Annotated in this window: 18 protein-coding genes and 2 pseudogenes; 5 read left to right on the forward strand and 15 right to left on the reverse strand. The window is 31.0% G+C overall.

The features are described from left to right. A pseudogene (locus V5787_RS08935) lies at positions 1 to 134 on the forward strand (IS1595 family transposase); the annotation flags it as partial. Positions 135 to 138: 4 nt separating this feature from the next. On the opposite strand, the pseudogene V5787_RS08940 reads toward V5787_RS08935, so the two are convergent. Continuing rightward, positions 139 to 369: pseudogene (locus tag V5787_RS08940) on the reverse strand (fructose-bisphosphatase class I); the annotation flags it as partial. Between the two features lie 812 nt (positions 370 to 1,181). Beyond that, the gene (locus V5787_RS08945; RefSeq protein ID WP_336892898.1) at positions 1,182 to 1,913 is read right to left on the reverse strand and encodes a CDP-alcohol phosphatidyltransferase family protein; all 732 of its coding nucleotides are present in this window, start codon (positions 1,911 to 1,913) and stop codon (positions 1,182 to 1,184) included. A gap of 137 nt (positions 1,914 to 2,050) precedes the next feature. On the opposite strand from V5787_RS08945, the gene V5787_RS08950 reads away from it, so the two are divergent. The 3 genes from V5787_RS08950 (at position 2,051) to lnt (ending at position 5,790) form a co-directional block, all read left to right on the forward strand. After that, entirely contained in the window at positions 2,051 to 3,013 is a 963-nt protein-coding gene (locus V5787_RS08950) for an alpha/beta fold hydrolase (protein WP_336892899.1), read from the forward strand. Between the two features lie 114 nt (positions 3,014 to 3,127). Then, positions 3,128 to 4,195 carry a PorV/PorQ family protein gene (locus V5787_RS08955; protein WP_336892900.1) on the forward strand — a complete coding sequence of 356 codons (1,068 nt, stop codon included), beginning with the start codon at positions 3,128 to 3,130 and terminating at the stop codon, positions 4,193 to 4,195. A gap of 8 nt (positions 4,196 to 4,203) precedes the next feature. Next, positions 4,204 to 5,790 (forward strand): apolipoprotein N-acyltransferase, encoded by a 1,587-nt coding sequence (gene lnt, locus V5787_RS08960; RefSeq protein ID WP_336892901.1) that lies wholly within the window; start codon positions 4,204 to 4,206, stop codon positions 5,788 to 5,790. Between the two features lie 127 nt (positions 5,791 to 5,917). Here the strand turns inward: lnt and hisIE are convergent, their stop codons facing one another. From hisIE to V5787_RS09025, 13 genes are all read right to left on the reverse strand, one after another. Then, positions 5,918 to 6,514, reverse strand: coding sequence for a bifunctional phosphoribosyl-AMP cyclohydrolase/phosphoribosyl-ATP diphosphatase HisIE (gene hisIE / locus V5787_RS08965; protein WP_336892902.1), 597 nt, complete (start codon positions 6,512 to 6,514; stop codon positions 5,918 to 5,920). Between the two features lie 61 nt (positions 6,515 to 6,575). Further along, positions 6,576 to 7,331, reverse strand: a complete 756-nt coding sequence (hisF, locus tag V5787_RS08970; protein ID WP_336892903.1) for an imidazole glycerol phosphate synthase subunit HisF — start codon at positions 7,329 to 7,331, stop codon at positions 6,576 to 6,578. A gap of 76 nt (positions 7,332 to 7,407) precedes the next feature. Beyond that, positions 7,408 to 8,136 (reverse strand): 1-(5-phosphoribosyl)-5-[(5-phosphoribosylamino)methylideneamino]imidazole-4-carboxamide isomerase, encoded by a 729-nt coding sequence (hisA, locus tag V5787_RS08975; protein ID WP_336892904.1) that lies wholly within the window; start codon positions 8,134 to 8,136, stop codon positions 7,408 to 7,410. 73 nt (positions 8,137 to 8,209) lie between these two features. Then, entirely contained in the window at positions 8,210 to 8,791 is a 582-nt protein-coding gene (gene hisH / locus V5787_RS08980) for an imidazole glycerol phosphate synthase subunit HisH (protein ID WP_336892905.1), read from the reverse strand. Positions 8,792 to 8,884: 93 nt separating this feature from the next. Continuing rightward, positions 8,885 to 10,024 (reverse strand): bifunctional histidinol-phosphatase/imidazoleglycerol-phosphate dehydratase HisB, encoded by a 1,140-nt coding sequence (gene hisB, locus V5787_RS08985; RefSeq protein WP_336892906.1) that lies wholly within the window; start codon positions 10,022 to 10,024, stop codon positions 8,885 to 8,887. A 339-nt stretch (positions 10,025 to 10,363) separates the two neighbouring features. After that, entirely contained in the window at positions 10,364 to 11,404 is a 1,041-nt protein-coding gene (gene hisC, locus V5787_RS08990; RefSeq protein ID WP_336892907.1) for a histidinol-phosphate transaminase, read from the reverse strand. Between the two features lie 60 nt (positions 11,405 to 11,464). After that, entirely contained in the window at positions 11,465 to 12,748 is a 1,284-nt protein-coding gene (hisD, locus tag V5787_RS08995; RefSeq protein WP_336892908.1) for a histidinol dehydrogenase, read from the reverse strand. A gap of 35 nt (positions 12,749 to 12,783) precedes the next feature. Then, positions 12,784 to 13,644 (reverse strand): ATP phosphoribosyltransferase, encoded by an 861-nt coding sequence (gene hisG, locus V5787_RS09000; RefSeq protein ID WP_336892909.1) that lies wholly within the window; start codon positions 13,642 to 13,644, stop codon positions 12,784 to 12,786. 344 nt (positions 13,645 to 13,988) lie between these two features. Beyond that, the gene (locus tag V5787_RS09005; protein ID WP_336892910.1) at positions 13,989 to 14,558 is read right to left on the reverse strand and encodes a pseudouridine synthase; all 570 of its coding nucleotides are present in this window, start codon (positions 14,556 to 14,558) and stop codon (positions 13,989 to 13,991) included. Between the two features lie 69 nt (positions 14,559 to 14,627). Then, positions 14,628 to 15,581, reverse strand: coding sequence for an acetyl-CoA carboxylase carboxyltransferase subunit alpha (locus tag V5787_RS09010; RefSeq protein WP_336892911.1), 954 nt, complete (start codon positions 15,579 to 15,581; stop codon positions 14,628 to 14,630). 61 nt (positions 15,582 to 15,642) lie between these two features. Then, the gene (locus V5787_RS09015) at positions 15,643 to 16,731 is read right to left on the reverse strand and encodes an LptF/LptG family permease (RefSeq protein ID WP_336892912.1); all 1,089 of its coding nucleotides are present in this window, start codon (positions 16,729 to 16,731) and stop codon (positions 15,643 to 15,645) included. 32 nt (positions 16,732 to 16,763) lie between these two features. Continuing rightward, positions 16,764 to 17,894 (reverse strand): tRNA guanosine(34) transglycosylase Tgt, encoded by a 1,131-nt coding sequence (gene tgt / locus V5787_RS09020; RefSeq protein ID WP_336892913.1) that lies wholly within the window; start codon positions 17,892 to 17,894, stop codon positions 16,764 to 16,766. A 388-nt stretch (positions 17,895 to 18,282) separates the two neighbouring features. Continuing rightward, complete coding sequence (locus V5787_RS09025; RefSeq protein ID WP_336892914.1) at positions 18,283 to 19,902, reverse strand: ATP-binding cassette domain-containing protein; 1,620 nt, start codon at positions 19,900 to 19,902, stop codon at positions 18,283 to 18,285. Between the two features lie 323 nt (positions 19,903 to 20,225). On the opposite strand from V5787_RS09025, the gene V5787_RS09030 reads away from it, so the two are divergent. Continuing rightward, positions 20,226 to 20,639 (forward strand): hypothetical protein, encoded by a 414-nt coding sequence (locus V5787_RS09030; protein ID WP_336892915.1) that lies wholly within the window; start codon positions 20,226 to 20,228, stop codon positions 20,637 to 20,639. Positions 20,640 to 20,832: the final 193 nt, after the last annotated feature.

The raw sequence follows: 20,832 nt of genomic DNA on the forward strand, positions 1-20,832 counted from the left end.
CTTACTTTGATGAATTTTGTTTTAGAATTAATAGGTCACAATACAAAGAATCCATTTTTCATAAAACAATTCTTAGAATGGTACTACAAAAACCTAAATATCAAAAAAATACAAAACAGACACTAGGCGTATAACTCAGAAAACATTATTTGCATAAACATCTTGTTTTTGCTGATTTTCTCCCTGAATATTTGTATTCCCTGAACCTCCCAAAATATCAACCAATCCAGCTTTGCTAACTTTATGACTCACGATTTTGGCTGCTAACCTGATTGAATTAATCAATTTCGACAATTCGCCAGAAGAATATTTGAATTGTTTTTCATTGTCAATAATAAATTCACCAAGAGTTTTATTTTTTACTTTTATCATAATTGAAAATTATATTTGATTAGGTATAGTTTATAATTTATAAAAATATTTTTAATCTCGATGTTGTATTTAGGTATTAAATTCAACTTTGATTAAGTAAGTTCTATGTTTTAATTAAAATAACATTACAAACTTACGTTCATCTTAGTGATAACTAAATATTAAAAATTCGCATTTTTGTATCTAATTCAAACAATCAACAACAGGAAAGGCTCTGTTAATCGCAACTTTTCAAGCAATTTCATTTTGTAATTCTAAGTATTACCTGCGTTCCGTTGGTATAGGAAAAGAAAGTAAGTTGAGTTTGACGTAAAAGTCAATAATACCAAATGAATTTCAGATTGGTTGATAATAAAGTTGAAATAATAAATATATGCATAGCCAAGGTTACGGTTCTATTTTATATTGAAAGATAAAGGAAATAGAAACTAATTTAATCATTCATTTTGATGTTTATTTGGTATAAAATACAAATTGATGGAATAAACTTTTATTTTGTATATTAGTTTCGATGCTTTTAATGAGGTAACACAACTTGAAAACACGGTCTTTAAAGTTCAACAACTCACAAAAACAAAAGTTAAAATTTTAGGCGAAAATACAATTTACGAAACAAATTAAGATCGACTTTTTGTAATAAAGAACAAGATACAAACTGATTTTAAAGCAAGAAGCCAAAAGATTTGAACAAAAACAAAAATTTTGGATAAATGATCAAAAAGGTATAGTTGTGTAATCCATTAATATTTAACATAAAAAACGCTCAAAAGTCCATCAATTTTCAACTTTGATAAGCCCTATTGATCTCTTTATTTACTCCTTTTATTATTCCATACAGATACCAACACATACAACAAAATAATCAATGGAATTGCTATAAACTGTATTGTAACCAACATCACAATGGACGTTCCTAAAAACACAAATTTATATTCATTATCTTTCCAAGAGAAATTTTTAAACTTTAGTGCAAACAAAGGAATCTCTGCATTTAACAAATAGGAACAAATCAATGTAAGAGCAATTAAAAAATAAACATTGCTAAATATACTTGTGAAAAACTCCAAATTACTAAAGGCTATAATCCATGGCAAAGAAATAATAATTAATGTATTTGCAGGAGTCGGTAAACCAATAAAAGAATCACTCTGTCTTGTATCTATATTAAACTTCGCTAGCCTGTATGCCGAAGCTAGAATTACCAAAAATCCAATAAACGGTATTATTTCAAAAGATTCCAATTGAAAAACACTCTCAATAGACGAATTACTCGTTGCTCTCAATAATAACTGAAATAAGATTATGCCTGGAACAACACCTGAAGTCACCATATCCGCCAAAGAATCTAACTGTTTTCCTAAATCTCCCTGAACATGTAATATACGAGCTGAGAAACCATCAAAAAAGTCAAAGACAATTCCAATCACCACAAATACTCCGGCTAATTCTAACTGACCAAAAACAGCATAAAAAACAGCTATTACTCCTGATAAAAGATTTAATAAAGTAATTAGATTTGGAATATGACTTTTAATAGACATTATATATGTTTTCTGTAAAAATAAGAAAACCAATGCAAATTTATATTTATTAGTTTTAATCTTTTCTCAAAAAAATTACAGCTTAATAATATTGAATAAAACCCAATGTCGTGTATCTTTGTCATTAGACTTCTATTATGCCTATTATAAACTCCGACTTCAAAGCTACCTTTCCTTTTTCAAACAAACATTTTAGTACAGTGTACAGAACTTTGTTTACAAACCAAAAAGTAAATTTTAACAGAGAAAGGATTGAGACAGAAGATGGAGACTTTTTAGATTTAGATTTTTCAACAGTAAAATCTGACCAGCTTGTTGTTTTGATTCATGGATTAGAAGGGAGTTCCAATTCCAAATATATACTTTCTTCAACCTACTTTCTAAATCAAAACAAGTACGATATTGTTGTGATAAACTTAAGAGGTTGCAGTGGTGAATTAAACAGACTCTACAAATCATATCATACTGGAGAAACAGGTGATTTAGCCTATGTGTTGCAGCATCTTCAAAAGAATAAAATTTACAAGAACATTTCATTACTTGGTTTTAGCCTTGGCGGAAATGTAGTTTTAAAATTTGCTGGCGAACAAAAAGAAAAAATAACACCTTTAATTAATAAAATTATTGCTGTTTCACCACCTTGTGATTTAAAGAGTGCTTCTGATGTATTATCAAAAAAAAGCAATCTAATTTATATGAAACGTTTTTTAAAAACGTTAATAAAAAAAGCGATTATAAAAGCTGAACTATTTCCTAAAGAAAATTTAAAAAAAGAAAAACTATTGAAAGCTAAAAATTTTTCTGATTTTGACAATCTATTTACTGCGCCGTCCTTTGGTTTTAAAGACGCTGAAGATTATTGGAAGAAAGCTAGTTCTATGCCTTTTTTAAAAGATATTAAAGTAAAAACATTTTTACTAGCTGCAAAAAATGATCCTTTTTTATCTACGAGTTGCTTTCCTCTAGAAATTGCAAAAAAAAACCCCTATTTAAATTTAGAATTAACGGATACGGGTGGACATATCGGATTTATTAAATCCTTACGAACAAGAGACAAATTTTGGTTTGAAAAAAAGTTATTGAAATATTTAAACGAATAAACAACCAGAATCAAATTGTCGTAATAAATGCAATATCTTTGTAACTATAACTCATTCAGCTCATTAAAACATATCATTCAATTGAAAAAACTAAGTTTTATTTTAACACTTTTTTTGCTAACACAAAATGTGTTTAGTCAAACAGCGAGAAAATATTCTAATGAGTTTTTAAATATAGGAGTCGATGCAGCAGCTTTAGGAATGAGTAAATCTGTTACAGCCACTAGTGGTGATGTCAATTCAATTTATTGGAACCCTGCTGGATTGGCTGAAATAAAAATTAATCAGGCTGCTTTAATGCATACCTCTTACTTTGCCGGAATCGCAAACTATGACTATGCTGCAGTTGCTATAGCTCCTAAAGAAAAAGATGGTTTGGTATTGGCTTTTTCAATAATTCGTTTTGGAGTTGACGACATCTTAAACACAACATTATTAATCGACAGCCAGGGGAATATTGATTTTAATAGAATAAGTTTGTTTTCGGCTGCTGATTATGCTTTTAATTTTGGTATTGCAAAAAAAAATAAAAATATAAAGGGATTAAATGTTGGTTTGAACACAAAGTTAATTCGACGTAAAATAGGTGACTTTGCTTCTTCTTGGGGATTTGGAATTGATGCAGGTGCTCAATATTCTATCAAAAAATGGCAATTCGGATTGATGGTACGTGATATTACGACCACCGTAAATACTTGGATTATTGACCAAGAAGGTTATGAGCAAATTAAAGATGCAATCCCTGGTGAAAATGACGAATTACCTACTACTACAGAAATTACAATTCCTAAAGTACATATAGGTATTGCCAAAACATTTAATTTTAAAAATAGAGATTTCCAATTATTATCAGAAATTGATATGCATATACGATTTGCTCAAACCTCTGACATCATATCTAATGAATCATTTAGTTTAAATCCATCAATTGGTTTTCAACTTGCTTATAAAAAATTAGTGTATTTAAGATTTGGAGCAGGAAATTTTCAAAACATTGACGAATTTGAAGATTCAAATTCATTGAGCTTTCAACCAAATATTGGATTAGGTTTTAGCTATCACGGTATACAAGTCGATTATGCACTTTCTAATATTGCTAGCACTGGAAATGCTTTGTATTCAAATACGTTTTCTTTAAAAATAGATTTCGATTTTATAAAACTCAGAAAAAAATCTTCCTAGAAAAAAACATGAAAAAATTATTATTATCATTATTGTCAGGTTTACTGTTCGCTATTTCATGGCCAACATATGGATTTCCTCTCTTTTTATTCTTTGCATTTATTCCTCTTTTATTAATTGAAAAAGAATTAAGAGAACAAAAAGTTAAAAGAAGTATTTTACTCATCTTAGGATATGCCTATTTAAGTTTTTTTATTTTTAACGCAGTTACAACTTGGTGGTTGTATTATGCCACACCATTTGGCATGTATTTTGCTGTTTTAACAAACTCTCTTTTGATGAGTCTTATTTTTGTACTCTACCATATTTTAGCAAAGAAAATCTCTCAAAAACTAAGTCTATGGATGATTGTTTGCTTATGGATAGGTTTTGAGAAATTTCATTTAAACTGGGAGTTTTCTTGGCCTTGGTTAAATTTAGGAAATGGATTTTCTGAATATTATAAATGGATACAATGGTATGAATATACTGGTACTTTTGGAGGAACATTATGGATCTGGATTGTAAATATCTTATTCTTTTATGTAATAATTAACTTCTATAAATATCACACAAAAAAGGCTTTTATAAAATCAATTTTACTACCCATTTCTATTATTATCATTGGAATATTTGGGTCTTTATATATGTATTATAATACAAATACCTTAGAAAATAAAATTAAAGTAATTGTACTACAACCTAATATAGATCCTTATTCAGAAAAGTATAATACAACCAATTACGGAATGGCTCAAAAACTAATTGAGCTTGCAAAAGAAAAGTTAGATTCATCAGTTACTTTTGTAATCGCTCCAGAAACTACTTTATCGAAACCTGTTTTGTTAAACTCATTTAACAAAACTAAGGAATATAATATACTTAACACTTTTGTTCTTCTAAACAGTAATATTTCATTTTTATCAGGCATTACTTTTTACGATCGATATCCTGCAAGTAAAACTCCAAATACTACAGCAAACTTTTTTAGAAATAGTAAAAGTTGGTACAACAGTTATAACTCTGCCTTTTTTTTAAGAGCTAACAAAAAGTTTGAAACTTATCATAAATCAAAATTAGTCGTTGGAGTTGAGCATATTCCTTATAGAAACATTGTTTCTCCTCTACTTGGTGGATATATGATAGATTTAGGTGGTTCTGTTTCTACCCTGACATCACAAAAGAACAGAAAAGTTTTTAGCAATAACAAAAACACTATTGCACCTATTATTTGTTATGAGTCGGTATATGGGGAATACGTAACTGACTATGTAAAAAAAGGAGCGGACTTTTTATCAATCATCACTAATGATGGCTGGTGGAGCACAAGTCAAGGACACAAACAACACCTTAGCATCGCTAGGCTTAGAGCTATTGAGAATAGGAGAAGTATTGCACGATCTGCCAATACAGGTGTTTCTGCATTGATCAATCAAAAAGGAGATATTGAGCAATTTATTCCTTATGGAGAAACAGGTTCTTTAAAAGGTATGATTTCTACAAATACAGCTACCACTTTTTACACAGACCAAGGAGATTATATATTCCGAATAGCAATGTTAGTTTTGGTCCTTGTATTGCTTACATCTTTTACTAAACGGAAGCAACGTTTATAAAAACAAAAAAACCAATTCAAAATTGAATTGGCTTTTTTGTTTTTGGATAAATTGAGATTTTAACATCTAAATGACGCATTAAATTCGTTTCTTTTTCATTCATATTTCACACAAAATCAAATTGGTATTACTTATGGCGTGCTTTCAATTCATTTTCAATATCTTTTAATGTAAAGCCTTTTGCTTGCAATAACATCAAGTAGTGAAATAATAAATCTGCCGATTCATATAAAAACAACTCATCATTATCATCCATGGCTTCAATAACTGTCTCTACAGCTTCTTCACCAACTTTTTGAGCTATTTTGTTAATTCCTTTAGAGAACAAACTAGCAACATAAGATTTTTTAGTATCCTTATTGGCAACCCTTTCGGCAATTACATCCTCTAAAGCAGAAAAGAACCCGTAAGAAGGTGTGTTTTTTTCTTTCCAACAAGTATCAGTACCTTTATGACAAGTAGGTCCAGCAGGATTTACTTTGATCAATAATGTATCATCATCACAATCATTCGACATACTCACTAATTCCAAAAAGTTTCCACTCTCCTCTCCTTTGGTCCACAAACGATTTTTACTACGACTGAAAAAAGTAACTTTTCCAGTTTCCATCGTTTTATCGAAAGCCTCTTGGTTCATATAGCCCAACATCAAAACATTTTTTGTTATTGCATCTTGGATAATTGCAGGAACCAATCCGTTATCTTTAGAAAAATCTATCTTCATACTATTTGTTTTTGATACTACAAATATAGGATTATCCTTTATTTTATAGCACTATTGATCTTTATAATCTTACAGCAATTCCTTGCTTTTTTAATTCTTTTTTTAAATCTTGAATATCGATTTCTTTAAAATGAAAAACACTTGCAGCTAAAGCGGCATCTGATTTTCCTTTTATAAAAGTATCTACAAAATGTTGCATATTTCCTGCTCCTCCTGAAGCAATGATTGGAATATTCAACAATTCAGATAATACCTCCAATGCTTCGTTTGCAAAACCATTTTTTGTGCCATCATGATCCATGGAAGTAAATAGAATTTCTCCAGCACCTCTTTCTTCAACTTCTTGTGCCCATTCAAATAAATTGATATCCGTAGGGACTTTTCCTCCAACTAAATGAACAAACCATTCGCCATCTATTTGTTTTGCATCTATAGCAACTGTAATACACTGAGCACCAAACTTAGCAGAAGCATCATTTATCAATTGAGGATTTTTTACTGCTGATGAGTTGATAGATACTTTATCTGCTCCTGCATGTAAAAGATTATCTATATCCTCTACAGATGAAATTCCACCACCAACTGTAAAAGGAATATCCACAGCTGCAGCAACTCTCAATACTAAATCTAATAATGTTCTACGTTTTTCCTCAGTTGCCGAAATATCTAAAAACACCAATTCATCCGCTCCAGTATCTGCATAAATCTTAGCTAATTCTACTGGGTCACCAGCATCTCTTAAATCAATAAAATTTACTCCTTTTACTGTTCTTCCGTTTTTTATATCCAAACACGGAACTATTCTTTTTGTTAACATTTTTCTAGTATTTAGTATTTGAAATTTGGTTATTAAGACCTATCAACAAATACATTATTTCACTTTTTATTTGCTACTAATTACCTGAGACTATAAATCCTTCAAGTTGTTTTAAACTAATTTTATTCTCATAAATGGCCTTTCCAATAATAGTTCCTTCACAACCTAATGCTGCTAGTTTTGGCAATTCATCAAAAGTAGAAATTCCTCCACTAGCAATTAATTTTACTACTGGTAACTGTTCCAACATTTTTTTATACAAATCAAAAGAAGGACCTTCTAACATACCATCTTTTGCAATATCAGTACATATAACATAAGAAATACCTTCTTTAATATAATCCTTTACAAATGGAATCAATTCCTTGTCTGACTCTTCCATCCATCCACTAATGGCAATTTTTTCATTATTAGCATCGGCTCCTAAAATAATTTTATCCGCTCCAAATTTAGATAACCATTTTTTAAAAATTTCTGGCTGTTTTACCGCTATACTACCACCTGTTATTTGTCCGGCTCCTGATTCAAAAGCTATTCTTAAATCATCGTCTGTTTTTAAACCACCACCAAAATCAATCTTTAAGTTAGTTTTGTTTGCTATTTCTTCTAAAACCTTATGATTGACAATATGACTCGCTTTTGCTCCATCTAAGTCAACCAAATGTAAGTACTCTATTCCATGTGCTTCGTATTGTTTTGCTATTTCTAAGGGATGTTCATTATAAATTATTTTAGTAGTGTAATCTCCTTTTGAAAGGCGAACACATTTTCCATCTATTAGATCAATTGCTGGTATAATTCTCATTTTTTTAAGCTATTGGCTTTTGTGGTAGTAAGCAATTAGCAAAAGGCTAAGAGCAAATGCGCAAAAGGCTCATTTATAATTCTAAAAAATTCTTTAATATTTGAGTTCCTGCTTTGCTGCTTTTTTCTGGGTGAAATTGAGTACCATAGAAATTGTCTTTTTGTAAAGCCGTGGAATATTTCAATCCATAATTTGTTGTCGCTATTGTTTCAGAGCAAAGAGGTGCATAAAAACTATGTACCAAATAAATAAATTCATCTTCTTTGATTCCAGAAAACAAATCTGTTTTTAACGTTGCTATTTGATTCCAGCCAATCTGTGGAACTTTTAATTTATTGGTAAAACGCAGTACATCTACATCGAAAATACTAAGTCCTTTTGTGTTTCCTTCTTCACTAGAATGACACATCAATTGCATGCCCAAACAAATTCCTAAAACCGGTTGTTTTAAAGTTGGAATAATTTTATCCAATCCTGTTTCTCGTAACATTTTCATAGCACTACTCGCTTCTCCTACACCGGGAAAGATAACTTTATCTGCAGCTTTTATTTCTGTTGCATCATTACTCAATACTGCTTTGTGTCCTAATCTTTGGACTGCAAATTTTATAGATTGGATATTTCCAGCTCCATAATTTATAATTACTATTTTCATTATTGTATAGCTATTTGCTATTGGCCTTTGGCTTTTAGCATCTTATTAATATCATTTTCAGCTAATGACAAAAAGCCTATAACCAAAAACTAGTTATAACATTCCTTTTGTAGAAGGTAAAAACATTTTATTAGCATCACGTTTGACTGCCATTTTCATAGCTTTTGCAAATGCTTTAAATATTCCTTCTATTTTATGGTGCTCATTAATACCTTCTGCTTTGATATTTAAATTACACTTAGCTCCATCTGTAAATGACTTAAACAAGTGAAAAAACATTTCTGTTGGCATATCACCAATTTTCTCACGTTTAAATTCTACATCCCATTCTAACCAATTACGACCACCAAAATCAACAGCAACCTGCGCCAAACAATCATCCATTGGTAAACAGAATCCATATCTTTCAATCCCTAACTTATTACCCAATGCTTTATTAAACAATTCTCCAAAGGCAATCATCGTATCTTCAATAGTATGGTGTTCATCTACTTTTAAATCACCCTCTACTTTTACTGTTAAATCCATAGAACCATGTCTACCTATTTGATCTAACATATGGTCAAAGAAATGCAAACCTGTAGAAATTTCATTTTTTCCTGAACCGTCTAAATTTACTTTGATATAAATTTTTGTTTCATTTGTATTACGAGTAATTTCAGCTGTACGAGACTCTAATTTTAAAAACTCATAAATTACTTTCCACTCGGTCGTTTCAATCGCAATCACATCATTCAATTCTGCTCTTTTCACTGACAATTCCTCATAAGCCAAACCATCTACATTATTGATATAAATTCCTTTTGAACCTAAATTTTTAGCCAATTCAATATCCGTCAATCGATCACCGATTACAAATGAATTTGCTAAATCATATACTTCAGAATTGAGATATTCCGTTAGCAAACCAGTTCTTGGTTTACGTGTTGGAGCATTTTCATTGGGAAAAGTTTTATCGATAACAATATTAGAAAAAACAACTCCTTCATTTTTAAAAGCCTCAATTACTTTATTCTGAGCGGGCCAAAAGGTATCTTCAGGAAAAGAATCTGTTCCCAGTCCATCCTGATTTGTTACCATTACCAATTCAAAATCCAACTCATCAGCAATTTTGCTCATGTATTGGAATACTTTAGGATAAAACTCTAATTTCTCAAGACTATCCAATTGATAATCTACAGGTGGTTCAATTGCTAAAGTTCCGTCTCTATCAATAAAAAGTACTTTCTTCATTATAATTTGTTATTCCCTTGAACTAAATTCAGGGTTTATTATTTTTTTTTGAATTATATCAAATTTGGGTTAAATGGTTTTATCAAATCCCATTTCCACGATTTAGGCCAATTTTCAAATTGTTAATCATGCATATTAGCCATTTTAATTCTTTCCTGTTTATAAATTAATTCAGTCTCATTGTTTTTTTTGTAAAGAAAGCACAATTACCAGCAATATATTCTTTAACTCTTCTTTTTATAATATTGATGAGACCAATGTGTAAAATGTTTTTATTTGATATTGTTGCAAACAAAATACTACTCTATTATAAAAATTAAGGAATCAATCTCAGCATTTCTAAATTGATTGAAGGACTTCAATCAATTTAGCATTTTCTTCTTCTGTTCCAATAGTCAATCTCAAGGTGTTTTCACATAAGACTTGAGTTGTTCTGTTTCTAATTACAATTCCTTTTTCTAACAATTGATTGTAACGAATATTTGCATCATCTACTTTTACCAAAACAAAATTGGCATCTGATGGGTATATTTTAGAAACAAAAGGAACATTTTCTAATGATTTCTCTAATTTTGTACGTTCCTTTAATATAGTCCGAATTTCATGTTGCACATCATCAAACTTTAGCAAACGTTCTTTTGCTCTTTGCTGTGTCAATTCATTTACATTATAGGGTGGTTTGATGCGATTTAAAACTTCAATAATCCCTTCAGAGGCATAACATATTCCTAAGCGTATCCCTGCCATTCCAAATGCTTTGGAAAGTGTCTGGATAATAATTAAATTTGGATACATCGCTAATTTATTCAACCAACTTTCTTCGCCAGAAAAATCTATATAAGCTTCATCAATAACCACCAACCCTTCAAAACCTTCTACTATTTCTTTTGTTTTTTCCACAGAAAAAGCATTCCCAGAAGGATTGTTAGGAGAACATAAAAATATTATTTTAGATTCTGGCGTAACAATTTCCAAGGTTTCCTTAACACGAATATCAAAATTTTTAGAAAGTAAAACTTCCTTGATTTCAATATTATTTAATGCTGCCAATACACCGTACATTCCATAAGTAGGCGGTAAAAACACTACATTATCCACTTTAGGTTCACAAAAAGCTCTGAATATTAAATCTAAAACCTCATCACTTCCATTCCCTAATAATATTTGCTTTGTTGGAGCCCCCTTTAATTCTGAAAGCAATTCTTTTACACTTTGCTGTTTAGGGTCTGGATATCTATTTACTCCACTTTGAAAAGGGTTTTCATTTGCGTCTAAAAAAATCATATCGGCAGTAGCTTCTTCAAACTCATCCCTCGCTGAAGAATAAGCTTTCAACTTTGCTATATTTTTTCTAACTATTTTATTTAAATCAAAGCTCATTATCTATTCTGTTAAGAAAATTTAAAATCGATTATTTTCAACTTACTATTATGATGCAAATTATTTCAAACTCTCCAAACGCAAAGTAACCGCATTTTTATGCGCTTGTAAACCTTCAGCCTCAGCCATTAATTCAATTGACTTCCCTATATTCTGAATTCCCTCTTTAGATATTTTTTGGAAAGTAATTTTCTTTGTAAAAGCATCCATATTTACACCACTATACATGCGAGCATATGCATTTGTAGGTAAAGTATGATTTGTTCCAGAAGCATAGTCACCAGCACTTTCAGGTGTATAAGGTCCAATAAACACAGAACCAGAATTCACTATTCTATCCAAAAATAAATCTTCATTTTGGACATTTAAAATCAAATGTTCAGGTGCATATTCATTGATAAAATCAATTTGATTTACTAGACTTTCAATTAATATAAACTGAGAATTATCAATGGCCTTTTGTGCCATATCTTTTCTTGGTAAAACAGCCAATTGATTAGCTATTTCTACTTGGATAGCCTCTAAACTCTCAAGGCTGTTTGCAATACAGATAACCTGACTATCATGTCCGTGTTCTGCTTGAGATAACAAATCTGATGCAACAAAGGCTGGTGAGGCAAACTGATCTGCTACCACCATTAACTCGGACGGCCCTGCTGGCATGTCAATTGCAACACCCTTTGTCAATGCAAATTGTTTAGCTCCTGTTACAAATTGATTTCCAGGTCCAAATATTTTATATACACTTGGCACAGATTCAGTCGCCAAGGTCATTGCAGCAATTGCTTGCACTCCTCCTAATTTAAAGATATCTGTTATACCTACCAATTTGGCAGTATATAAAATTGCTGGATTAATTTTTCCATTTTTATCAGGTGGAGTACATAAAATAATTTCTTTGCAGCCAGCTAATTTAGCAGGTATACCTAACATTAAAATAGTTGAGAATAAAGGAGCTGTACCCCCTGGAATATACAAACCCACTTTTTCAATAGGTCTCATTTCTTGCCAACATTCTACCCCTTTAGAAGTAGTAACTACCTTTTTTGAAATAAACTGAGAAGCATGAAAAATCTTAATATTTTGTTTGGCCAAGGCAATTGCCTCTTTCAATTCTTCAGAAACCAATGCAACTCCTTGATTGATTTCTTCTTCAGAAACTTTTAAACTTCTTAAATTAACTTTGTCAAATTTTAATGTATATTCTTTCAAGGCTTTATCTCCGTTCTCTTCAACGTTCTCAAAAACTTCATTTATAATTTTCTTCAAATCAAGAACTTCTTTAGCAGGACGTTCTGTTAAAGATTTCCAAATATCTCTTGGGGGATTATTTACGATTTTCATTTTTTTTGCTTTTCATAATTAGCTAATAGCTGTTTTTACAATACCATTTTTTCAATTGGCACAACTAAAATTCCTTCTGCTCCTCTTTTTTTCAATCCGTCAATAATATCCCAAAATTTTCTTTTCCCTTCAACCACAGTATGAATTGAACTCCATCCTTTTTGTGCCAATGGTAAAACTGTTGGGCTTCTCATTCCTGGTAACAATTCTAAAATTGAATCAATTTTATCATTAGGAGCATTCAATAAAATATATTTTGAATTCTGACCTCTTAATACAGATTGGATACGGAATTGAATTGTATCCAATATTTCTTGTTTTTCAGAAGATAAATCAGGTCCAGAAGTTAAAACAGCTTCACTTTCTGCCATTTTCACAACTTCCTTCAATCCATTTTTAAACAAGGTACTTCCACTTGAAACGATATCACAGATAGCATCTGCCAATCCGATGTTTGGAGCAATTTCAACGGATCCATTAATAACATGTAAATCTGCAGTTATTCCATTTTCTTTGAAAAATTTTTTTACGGTATTTGGATATGAGGTAGCTATACGCTTTCCTTCAAAATCTTTTAAACTGTTAAATTTAACTTCCTTCGGAATCGCTAAAGAAACTCTACATTTAGAAAAGCCTAAACGTTCAATTATTTCTAAATCTTCACCTTTTTCAACTAAGGTATTCTCCCCTAAAATAGCAACATCCACAACACCATCTCTTAAGTATTGAGGAATATCTCCATTTCTTAAATACAACACTTCTACAGGAAAATTACGTGCTGATGCCTTTAATTGACCCTTTCCATTATCAATAGAAATTCCACAGTTTTTTAATAATCTTAGTGAATCTTCGTTAAGTCTTCCTGATTTCTGAATTGCGATTTTTAATTTTGTCATTTTGATTTTAAATTGTGTTTAAGCAACTATAAATGATTTGATTTTTACTAAAAAAACCCATTTGAGTTACTCAAACGGGTTTTTTGAAAATATGTTTATAAATTACATAACATTCCTAGCTCGTTTGTTCACAAGGTTTAGAATGATGATGTAATTGTATTGAATTCATTTTTATAATTTAGCTATGCAAATATAATTAATTTAATTAAAAAAGAGACAGAGTAATCTCTATTTATTTTCTTTCAAAAAACAGCATTAATCTTTTGTTAACTTATCTCCACACTAATCTATATTTGGCTCAAAAGTCTCCAATGTTTTTTTGTGTAATCTTTTTATAAACACGGTCAATACTCCAAACAATCTACCGGAATTACTTCTCCCGACTTTAAGTCATTTAATTTTATTTCACCAATTCTCACTCTCACCAAACGTAAAGTTGGAAATCCTACTGCTGACGTCATTTTACGAACTTGTCTAAATTTACCTTCACGAATAGCAACTGAAATCCAAGAAGTAGGACCATGCCTAGCATCACGAATTTTTGTAGATCTAGCTTTAAAAGAAGGAGCTGTAGCTAAAAGAACTGTAACACACGGTTTCGTCATATATTTTATACCGTTAAAGCCAATCTCTACACCTATATTTAATCTATCAATAGACTCCTGATCAATAATACCATCTAACTGTACATAATACTCTTTCTCTACTTTACTACTACAAATAGTATGACTTAACATTCCATTAGTTGTTAGTAACAACAACCCTTCTGATTTTGCATCTAATCGACCTATAGACATAGTACCTACAGGAAAATTATATAAATCCCCCAATAATTTCTTTTTCCTAGTTTTATTATTTACAAACTGAGAAATAAAACCATAAGGTTTGTGAATTATAAAATGTTGATCTTGCATAACTAAACCATCTGTAATAAAAAAACCACCTAGTAAGTAGATGGTTTTTGATTTTTTATTAGAGTTTCACTATTCTTTGTAAACTCCCATGTTTTCGTATTTAGCAATACGTGTTTCAATCATTTTTTTTACGGATAATTTCCTAATAGCAGCCAATTCTTCAACAATAGTTTTTCTTACTGTCTCAAAAGTTTCTTCTCTATTAAAATGAGCACCTCCAACAGGCTCTCTAATCACCCCGTCTACAAGATTCAAATTAGACATGTCTTTTGATGTTAATTTCAACGCAGCAGCTGCTTCAATTTTATAATCCCAACTTCTCCATAAGATTGTGGAACAATTTTCTGGAGAAATCACAGAATACCAAGAATTTTCCATCATTAAAACTTTATCTCCAACACCAATTCCTAAGGCACCACCAGAAGCTCCTTCACCAATAATAACAGTAATAATTGGAACTTTCAATACACACATTTCAAAAATATTACGTGCAATAGCTTCTCCTTGTCCTCTTTCTTCGGCTTCTAATCCAGGATAAGCACCAGGAGTATCAACAAAAGTTAAAACAGGAATATCAAATTTTTCAGCCATACGCATCAAACGCAAAGCTTTTCTATATCCTTCAGGGTTTGCCATCCCAAAATTTCTATATTGACGTGTTTTAGTGTTATAACCTTTCTGTTGACCAATAAACATAAATGATTGATCACCAATTTTACCTAAACCACCAATAATAGCTTTATCATCCTTTACATTTCTATCTCCATGCAGCTCCATAAAGGTATCGCCTGCAAGAGCTTTTACATAATCTAAGGTATAAGGTCTATTTGGGTGTCTTGACAACTGTACTCTTTGCCAAGGTGAAAGATTATTATATATTTCTTTTTTAGTTAGCTCTAATTTTTCTGTTATTTTCTTACATGTTTCAGAAACATCAACAGAACTTTCCTCTCCAATAACCTGACATTTGTCTAGTTGATCTTCAAGTTCCTTTATTGGTAATTCAAAGTCTAAATATTCCATAATAATATTGTTATAAGATGACAAAGATACTAACTTAATGAAAGTATCAAAATCATATTTTTTATTTTTTTGATTTTAAGTATAAGTAAAATGCTAACGAGCCAAATACAATATTGGGCATCCATACTAATAAAACAGTTCGACTCCCTGCGACGGCACCTAAAACTTCAGCAACTTTCATAAAAAAAACATAAATAAACATCAGCCCAATTCCAATTGCCATATTAACTCCCATGCCACCTCGTTTCTTTCTAAAGGAAAGACAAACAGCCAATAAAGTCAGAATATAAGAAGACACTGGTAAAGTTGTTCTTTTATACAATTCAACATAATGCGCATTTAGGTTTTTAACTCCTCTTAATTTTGATCTCTCAATAAACTCCTTTAATTCAATAGAATTCATCTCCTTAGACAAATAATCTACGTACAATAAATCCTTTGGAGAAAAATCAAAAACAGTATCAAATTTTTTACCGACCTCAATACTATCCTTATCGTTGAATAATTTTCTTTTTGTGTAATTCGTCAAAGTAAAAGTGCTATCTCTTTTAGACCAAGTTATTTCATTTGCCGTCAAACGGTATTTCATTTTCAAACCATCATATTCTTCATAAGAAAAATGGTAACCTCTATTGGTTCTTATTCCAAAATTCTGAATATAAATATACCGCCCTTCTCCGAGTCGCATACTAAATTCTTTTACGTAATTTTCCTTTACGTTCTTTTTTCCTGAAAGATATTTTTTATCAAATTTAGTTAAGATTTCATTACTATTGGGAACTACAAAATGATTCATATACAAGGCATAGAATGTCACAATAGAGGCTCCAATTAAATAAGGTTTTAAAAACCTAGTAAAAGAAATACTAGCACTATTAATCGCAATTATTTCGGTGTTATTAGAAAGTTTAGAAGTGAAAAAAATCACAGAAATAAACAATGCCAATGGCATAAATGTATTTGCGTAATAAATGATAAAATTGACATAATAATCTTCAATAATTTCCCCTACAGACAAATTTGTATGACGCAAAAATTTATCTATCTTTTCAGAGACATCAATTGCAATTGCAATTGGTATCAGAATAAATAAGGTAAAGATAAAAGACCCTAGGTATTTTTTTAATATGTATTTGTCTAAAATTCTCAAATTCGGGAAATTGATTGGTAAATATAAATTAATTACAAACGATTGTCCATTTGTCTTACCATTTTATTTTTCCAATCTGCAAAATCCCCTGCCAAAATATGTTTTCTTGCTTCTCTTGTCAGCCAAAGATAAAACCCTAAATTATGAACTGTAGCAATCTGTTTCCCTAACAGTTCATTGGCAGCAAACAAATGACGTAAATAGGCTTTAGAATAATAAGTATCTACATAAGTGATTCCCATAGAGTCTATTGGAGAGAAATCGTCTTCCCATTTCTTATTCTTAATATTGATACTTCCATAAGCTGTAAACAACATTCCGTTTCTTGCATTACGAGTAGGCATTACACAGTCAAACATATCAACTCCTAAAGCAATATTTTCTAATATATTAATAGGAGTTCCAACCCCCATTAAATACCTAGGTTTATCTTCTGGTAAAATACTACACACAACATCTGTCATTGCATACATTTCTTCGGCAGGCTCTCCTACTGAAAGACCACCAATAGCATTTCCTTCAGCGCCAACATTGGCAATAAATTCTGCTGATTGTTTGCGTAAATCCTTATAGGTACTTCCTTGAACAATTGGAAAAAAAGTTTGAGAATACCCATATTTAAAAGGTAGTCTTTCTAAATGAGCCATACATCTATTCAGCCAACGATGCGTCATGTGCATAGATCTTTTTGCGTATTTATAGTCACATGGATAAGGAGTACACTCGTCAAAAGCCATAATAATATCAGCACCAATTGTACGTTGAATTTCCATTACATTTTCAGGTGAGAAAAAATGATACGAACCATCGATATGACTTTTAAAATTTACTCCCTCTTCTTTTATTTTTCTTCTGCCCGATAAAGAATACACCTGATAACCTCCACTATCTGTTAATATAGGTCGTTCCCAATTCATAAATTTATGAAGTCCTCCAGCTTTTTCTAAAATTTCTGTTTTAGGACGTAAATACAAATGGTATGTGTTTCCAAGAATAATATCTGCGTTAATTTCTTCTATTAATTCTTTTTGATGTACCCCTTTTACAGTTCCCATAGTACCTACGGGCATAAAAATTGGTGTTTCTATATCGCCATGATCAGTAGTCATAACTCCTGCTCTAGCTTTACTTTGTGGATCTTTCGATTTTATCTCAAACTTCATAAGCGACAAATATACTCAGAAACACCTTAATACTAAAAGTTAATTTTTCTAATTTTAAAGTCTCTATCACAATCTTTCTTTATTCAAGTTGGCTCTGCCATCAGAATTGTGAATTTAGTAATACAAGTCACAGAGGGTTGAAGACTAAGAGAAACAATAGACCAAGGAAGAGGTTTGGATACGAAACCCCTATATTTGTAATGAATAAATTATTGTTTAACGCAGAAGTTGCATTTATGAGTTGAATTCAGCTTGACTTTTTCAGTACCCTCAAATTAATAAGCGCCTTTTTTATGTTTATTATATTCTTAAGTAAATCCCATAAGTGGGTTCAAAAAAAAGCATCTCCAAAAAAGAGATACTTTTACTGTTTTTATAAAGAAAAAGATTAACTATACATCCTTTTTCTTTGTTCCTTAACTTTAGTATCCGATAAATACTCATCAAACGTTGCATACTTATCTATTACTCCTTTAGGAGTTATTTCAATCACTCTATTCGCAACTGTCTGCGCAAACTCATGATCATGCGTCGAGAACAATACCGTCCCTTTAAAGTTTTTCAATGAATTATTTAATGCTTGAATAGACTCCAAATCTAAATGGTTTGTAGGCTCATCTAACATTAAAACATTTGCTCTTACCATCATCATACGAGACAACATACATCTTACTTTCTCCCCTCCTGACAATACGTTACATTTTTTCAAAGCCTCTTCTCCACTAAAAATCATCTTTCCTAAAAACCCTCTTAAATGTACTGCTTCTCTTTCTTCTTCAGTTTTAGCATACTGACGTAACCAGTCAACCAAATCTAACTCAGCATCTTCAAAAAACTCAGCATTTTCCAAAGGTAAATAAGACTGGTTTGTTGTAATCCCAAAATTAAATAAACCAGAATCCGCATCCATGTTTCCATTTAAAATTTCATAGAAAGTAGTCACCGCTTTTGAACTTTTAGAAATAATAGCTACTTTATCTCCTTTTGCCAAGTTGATATTGATTCCTTTAAATAAAACCTCTCCATCTAACTCTTTCGATAAATTTTCAATATTTAAAATCTGATCTCCAGCCTCTCTTTCTCTTTCAAAGATAATTGCAGGATATCTTCTACTAGAAGGTTTAATATCATCTACATTTAACTTTTCAATCATTTTCTTTCTACTGGTAGCCTGTTTTGACTTAGCCATATTTGCAGAAAAACGACGAATAAATTCTTCTAATTCTTTCTTTTTATCTTCTGCTTTTTTGTTTTGCTGTGCTCTTTGCTTGGCTGCCAACTGACTTGATTCGTACCAGAAAGTATAGTTTCCTGAATACTGGTTTACTTTGCTATAATCTATATCAGAAATATGTGTACACACCGCATCTAAAAAGTGACGGTCATGCGAAACAACAATAACTGTATTGTCATAATTTGCTAAGAAATTTTCTAACCATGCAATCGTCTCAAAATCCAAATCATTAGTAGGCTCATCCATGATCAATACATCAGGATTACCAAACAAAGCTTGAGAAATCAATACACGTACTTTTTGTTTTCCGTCCAAATCTCCCATTAAGGTATAATGCACATCATCCTTAATTCCCAAAGAAGATAACATCGTTGCTGCATCACTTTCAGCAGTCCAACCACCCATTTCTTCAAACTTTACTTGAAGCTCTCCTATTTTATCGGCATCTTCGTCGGTATAATTTGCGTACAAATCATCAATTTCCTTTTTTATAGCGAACATCTCTTTATTCCCCATCATCACCGTCTCCAATACAGGAAATTCATCAAAAGCAAAGTGATTCTGAGATAAAACAGACATTCTCTTTCCTTTTTCCAAAGAAACTTGTCCTGAAGTTGGTTCAAATTCTCCCGTTAATATTTTTAGAAATGTAGATTTCCCTGCACCATTGGCACCGATAATTCCATAACAGTTTCCTTGAAGAAATTTGGTGTTTACTTCATCGAATAAAACACGTTTTCCGAACTGTACAGATAAGTTTGATACTGAAAGCATTGTATGATATTTTTCGCAAAAGTAAATAAAAAGCAGCGAATATGCCCATATTTGGAAGGATACTTCAGGGCAAACTCACACTTTTATGTTTAGCACTTTTAAAAGGTAATCATGATTTCATCCAGCTTTAAGTCTCTTGCCAGCAACACCTTGTTATTTCTTCACAAAAGTCCAAACAGGAACAACACAGATTCAAAATACTGACTACAAGCACGTTGACTCATAAATACAATTCTATTTACCCTTCATTAAATACAGAAAACTATTTTATTAACAAAATAATAAATTTATATATTCAAAATTTTATATCTTGCACCAATCATATGAAACGGGTAAGTAATAAAATAGCGTCCTTTATAATGGCAATTGTAGTTCTTTTTTCTACAATGTCTTTTACTATTGACATGCATTATTGTGGAGACACTTTGATTGACACAGCTATTTTTAACAAAGTAGATACTTGTGGTATGAAAATTCAAAATTCAAGCACCAAAGAATATACTACTACGAAAAATAATTGTTGTAGTGATATACACATTATGTTAGATGGTCAAGATGAATTAAATACATCTTTTGATTCTCTTTCTAAAGACCAACAAGTATTTATAACTTTCTTTGTTTGTGCTTATAGCATTATTCTTGAAGAGTCTCATCAAACATTAACTTCTTACAGAGACTATTCTCCTCCTTCCTTTATTAGGGCAATCTACAAACTTGACGAGACGTATTTAATTTGATTTTTAAACAAAAAAGATTATCATCCTTTAATAATTGTTATTTAGGATGTTTCTCTGTATTCAATGCTTTTATTGGTGCCTTTTGTATAATCTTTAAAACTCAAACTATGCAAAATAGACGGCATTCAATTTATTAAGAGAAATCAATCTTTATAGCGTAGCATTATACCAAATAAACATCAAAATGATTGAT

Origin of the sequence: Flavicella sp. (genome assembly GCF_037132785.1) — a bacterium.
In the GTDB taxonomy this organism is placed as follows: domain Bacteria; phylum Bacteroidota; class Bacteroidia; order Flavobacteriales; family Flavobacteriaceae; genus Flavicella.

Excerpts from the sequence above, each read along its gene's own strand:
- V5787_RS08945 (WP_336892898.1), bottom strand. The coding sequence starts at position 1,913 with ATGTCTATTAAAAGTCATATTCCAAATCTAATTACTTTATTAAATCTT.
- V5787_RS08950 (WP_336892899.1), top strand. The coding sequence starts at position 2,051 with ATGCCTATTATAAACTCCGACTTCAAAGCTACCTTTCCTTTTTCAAAC.
- lnt (WP_336892901.1), top strand. The coding sequence starts at position 4,204 with ATGAAAAAATTATTATTATCATTATTGTCAGGTTTACTGTTCGCTATT.
- hisIE (WP_336892902.1), bottom strand. The coding sequence starts at position 6,514 with ATGAAGATAGATTTTTCTAAAGATAACGGATTGGTTCCTGCAATTATC.
- hisF (WP_336892903.1), bottom strand. The coding sequence starts at position 7,331 with ATGTTAACAAAAAGAATAGTTCCGTGTTTGGATATAAAAAACGGAAGA.
- hisA (WP_336892904.1), bottom strand. The coding sequence starts at position 8,136 with ATGAGAATTATACCAGCAATTGATCTAATAGATGGAAAATGTGTTCGC.
- hisH (WP_336892905.1), bottom strand. The coding sequence starts at position 8,791 with ATGAAAATAGTAATTATAAATTATGGAGCTGGAAATATCCAATCTATA.
- hisB (WP_336892906.1), bottom strand. The coding sequence starts at position 10,024 with ATGAAGAAAGTACTTTTTATTGATAGAGACGGAACTTTAGCAATTGAA.
- hisC (WP_336892907.1), bottom strand. The coding sequence starts at position 11,404 with ATGAGCTTTGATTTAAATAAAATAGTTAGAAAAAATATAGCAAAGTTG.
- hisD (WP_336892908.1), bottom strand. The coding sequence starts at position 12,748 with ATGAAAATCGTAAATAATCCCCCAAGAGATATTTGGAAATCTTTAACA.
- hisG (WP_336892909.1), bottom strand. The coding sequence starts at position 13,644 with ATGACAAAATTAAAAATCGCAATTCAGAAATCAGGAAGACTTAACGAA.
- V5787_RS09005 (WP_336892910.1), bottom strand. The coding sequence starts at position 14,558 with ATGCAAGATCAACATTTTATAATTCACAAACCTTATGGTTTTATTTCT.
- V5787_RS09010 (WP_336892911.1), bottom strand. The coding sequence starts at position 15,581 with ATGGAATATTTAGACTTTGAATTACCAATAAAGGAACTTGAAGATCAA.
- tgt (WP_336892913.1), bottom strand. The coding sequence starts at position 17,894 with ATGAAGTTTGAGATAAAATCGAAAGATCCACAAAGTAAAGCTAGAGCA.
- V5787_RS09025 (WP_336892914.1), bottom strand. The coding sequence starts at position 19,902 with ATGCTTTCAGTATCAAACTTATCTGTACAGTTCGGAAAACGTGTTTTA.
- V5787_RS09030 (WP_336892915.1), top strand. The coding sequence starts at position 20,226 with ATGAAACGGGTAAGTAATAAAATAGCGTCCTTTATAATGGCAATTGTA.